Below are 2922 nucleotides of genomic sequence, written 5' to 3' on the forward strand. Positions count from 1 at the left end.
CACCCTTTGAAATGCAATAGCGAACGCCTTGTGCTTCAAAGGGTGTTTCTTGAGTTATATATGGTATTTAGATAACCTTTAAATTATGAAGGTTGACGCTATTAAATCATCTTCCTACGCCTTACCCACTGAGTCGCAGCCCACTTATCCCCTTTTATTACTGGAGCACCTCCGTGAAACGTCAATTCATTTAACGTTTGTTCTTCATAAAAATACTCAAAATACACAGCCATTCCTTTTTGAGGGTTAATTGTCAAATTCAATTTAGGGAAATATGTTTCCCCTCCCTCTTCTACATCATTTAAATACATGACAAGAGTGCTTATCCTTGGATTTGACACCTGTTTATTTTGGGATGAAAAAAAATCAAAATGTGCCTTATACTCTTGCCCTACTTTATAGTTAAGAATGTGTAGGCCTTCTCCGTGTTCATAAGGGATATTCATAATTTGTGATGCTCTCTTTTCAATTCTTGTAACAAGTTCGCTTTCTCCTTCTTTAAAAAACATCCCACTACTTGTTCTTATATCATCAACTTCACGATTAGCGCCGATTTTTGAACGTTCCACCCTGTCTTTTGATAAAGAAATCAATGCATTACATTCTTCCTCACTTAGCACATCTCCTAAGACAACAATCAACGGTTCTTCTAATTTAGCAATAATATTAATCTCTTTGTCTTCAGTTTTAATCCTGTTTCCTTTGTGGTTAAAGATTGTTTGCTCTTTAATTTTCAACTCGCATCATCCTTAATTACAGAGTTAATTGTTTCGTAATAACTAGATATGAACTTGGGTTGAATTTTTTACAAGAAGTCCCAAAAAGGCCACCTACCTCCTGTCAAAACTTATATAGAAAAATCTCTAAAAGTACTCCAAGTTCAAATTTAGACTTACCCATTAATTAACTATACAGGATTGATTGGTTTATGACAAAAAATTAAGATTATTCAAAAATTTTTGTTCGGTATGCTTGGTCTATTGGAATATCTTTAAAATATTGACCCGCTACTTCCGCTTGATGTCTTCCTAATTCTGTATAAGGAGAATCACAAGCACCTTGAATTTTTCTTCTTACATTAAACAAAGTTTGTCCATGTCGCATTAAATAAAAGGACTTTTTCATAATCATCCTTCCTTGTTCAAACTATACAACAGTTAATAAAGAACCTCTTAACACAATCACATCAAGTTTTTGCCTATTCCTCTCACTAGCATTTACACAATAGACGAATATGCAATAAAATGGGACTGTAGAAGATGCTGGAATAAGGAGAATCTGAAATGTCTGAAGAAATCTGTAAACAGCAGCATGAACTTGCCAAACTTATTAAACGTTATTCTGAGAGTGACGGGGTTCATCCGACTGTTGTTCCATCCTTATATTTAATCCGTGAATCAGTTGTTACGGAACCTATTGCTAGAGTGAACGAAACATCCTTTTGTGTTATCGTTCAGGGGGAAAAGGAAGTAATACTTGCGGAGGAGCACTTTAGGTACGGTCCTAGTAATTACATTGTTGCATCTGTTGACTTGCCGGTTACCGGGCAAATTATTAAAGCCTCTTCAGACATTCCGTATTTGGCTCTAAAACTTGAATTTACACCGAATCAAGTTTTAGAGGTTTTAAGTGATCCTGATATTCGTATAGGACAGAAAAAAAACGCCAAACGTGCTATGTTTGTAAGCAAAGTAGAGCCAGTTCTGTTGGATGCTGTACTTAGGTTAGCCCGGTTGGTAGAAAATCCTAAACATATACCGGTACAGCTCCTCTATTTACTAAGGAAATTCTTTATTGGATTCTACAAGGTCCTCATGGAGAAGCCTTAGAACAAATGGCAATAAAGGGTAGCAATGGTGATCGAATAATTAATCGAAGTTTGTCATAATACTGAAACTATAAAACGCATTGCTTTAATTAATTTTTTCAATTGTAACAGGAATATTATCAGGAATACTTTCAAACTTTTCTACTCCAGATTCAATCTTGCCTAATTTAATAAGTCCATTCGAATAGCCGAAATCTCTATAATATATAATTATATTCCCCCATGGAGAATAGTAAGCAAAATCTCCAACTGACGGATCACTACCTGATGGTGCTTTTTCCGTTGATAATTCCCTTGATAGGTAATGTATTTTTTCTGTACTTGCATAATCTTCTAATGTTATCGTAAGTGGTTGTAATGTCAAAAAATCCCTGCTCGTTGGATTATCAAACATTTTTACTATGACTTCTTCGTTGTTAAAAGATATTTTTATTCTTACATCTCCTGCAGTATCAGAGTCTTCATTATCTAATGTAGAACCTTGATTAGTTTCGTTATCTGATTCAGTTGAATCTATTTGTTCACCATCTTTGTTGGTACTCCTATTATCCTCGGTACTAATGTTGTTTTCACTTTCTTTGTTACCGCAAGCTGTTAGAAAGGTTAAAGTAGCCAGTAAAATCAAAACTATCCATTTACGCCTTTTTCTCATAAAATTGCCTCCATTATTTAACTTTAGGAATGTTCAGGATCATACTAGCATTAGAAGTATAATCACAGTTTGCATTTTTTCTAATGTAACTCAAATCCTATATATAGCTAATTAATTTATCTTTTATTATTGAATGATTTTGCGAGAACACGCACCATCATTGTTTTACCCACAGATGGTACATCTCTAACAAAAACATATCCTTCAGCTAGTAATTAATGAGTGAGAGTTTTTTGTATGTTTAAAGATAACAAATATGAAACTCCTGAATTAATTAAGGTTATTAATAAACAGAAAAGGGTGAGTGTAAACTCACCCTCCGCAAACGAAACTAGATTTGAGCGTTTCATCTCCAATTACCTTATTTTTTCTACAGATTTTCTTTAAAGAAGGAATCGAGTTTTTTGAACGGGATGTATTCCATTCTGTCATATAGATCCAC

The 2922-nt window shown here is 34.2% G+C and carries 3 protein-coding genes and 1 pseudogene; 1 reads left to right on the forward strand and 3 read right to left on the reverse strand.

Annotation, left to right across the window (positions count from 1 at the left end; translation table 11 throughout):
• Nucleotides 1–101 precede the first annotated feature (101 nt).
• Entirely contained in the window at nucleotides 102–737 is a 636-nt protein-coding gene (locus ACGLXV_RS05785; RefSeq protein ID WP_391557893.1) for a 2OG-Fe(II) oxygenase, read from the reverse strand.
• A 229-nt stretch (nucleotides 738–966) separates the two neighbouring features.
• Nucleotides 967–1125 (reverse strand): annotated as a pseudogene (locus ACGLXV_RS05790) (histidine phosphatase family protein); the annotation flags it as partial.
• 158 nt (nucleotides 1126–1283) lie between these two features.
• Between ACGLXV_RS05790 and ACGLXV_RS05795 the strand changes: the two are divergent.
• Nucleotides 1284–1829 (forward strand): AraC family transcriptional regulator, encoded by a 546-nt coding sequence (locus tag ACGLXV_RS05795; protein ID WP_391557894.1) that lies wholly within the window; start codon nucleotides 1284–1286, stop codon nucleotides 1827–1829.
• 84 nt (nucleotides 1830–1913) lie between these two features.
• Here ACGLXV_RS05795 and ACGLXV_RS05800 read toward each other — a convergent pair whose 3' ends face one another.
• Nucleotides 1914–2480: a cyclophilin-like fold protein gene (locus ACGLXV_RS05800; protein ID WP_391557895.1), complete on the reverse strand. Its 567-nt coding sequence runs from the start codon at nucleotides 2478–2480 to the stop codon at nucleotides 1914–1916.
• Between the last annotated feature and the right edge of the window lie 442 nt (nucleotides 2481–2922).

Origin of the sequence: Robertmurraya sp. (assembly GCF_036676585.1) — a bacterium.
Lineage (GTDB): Bacteria > Bacillota > Bacilli > Bacillales > Cytobacillaceae > Robertmurraya_A.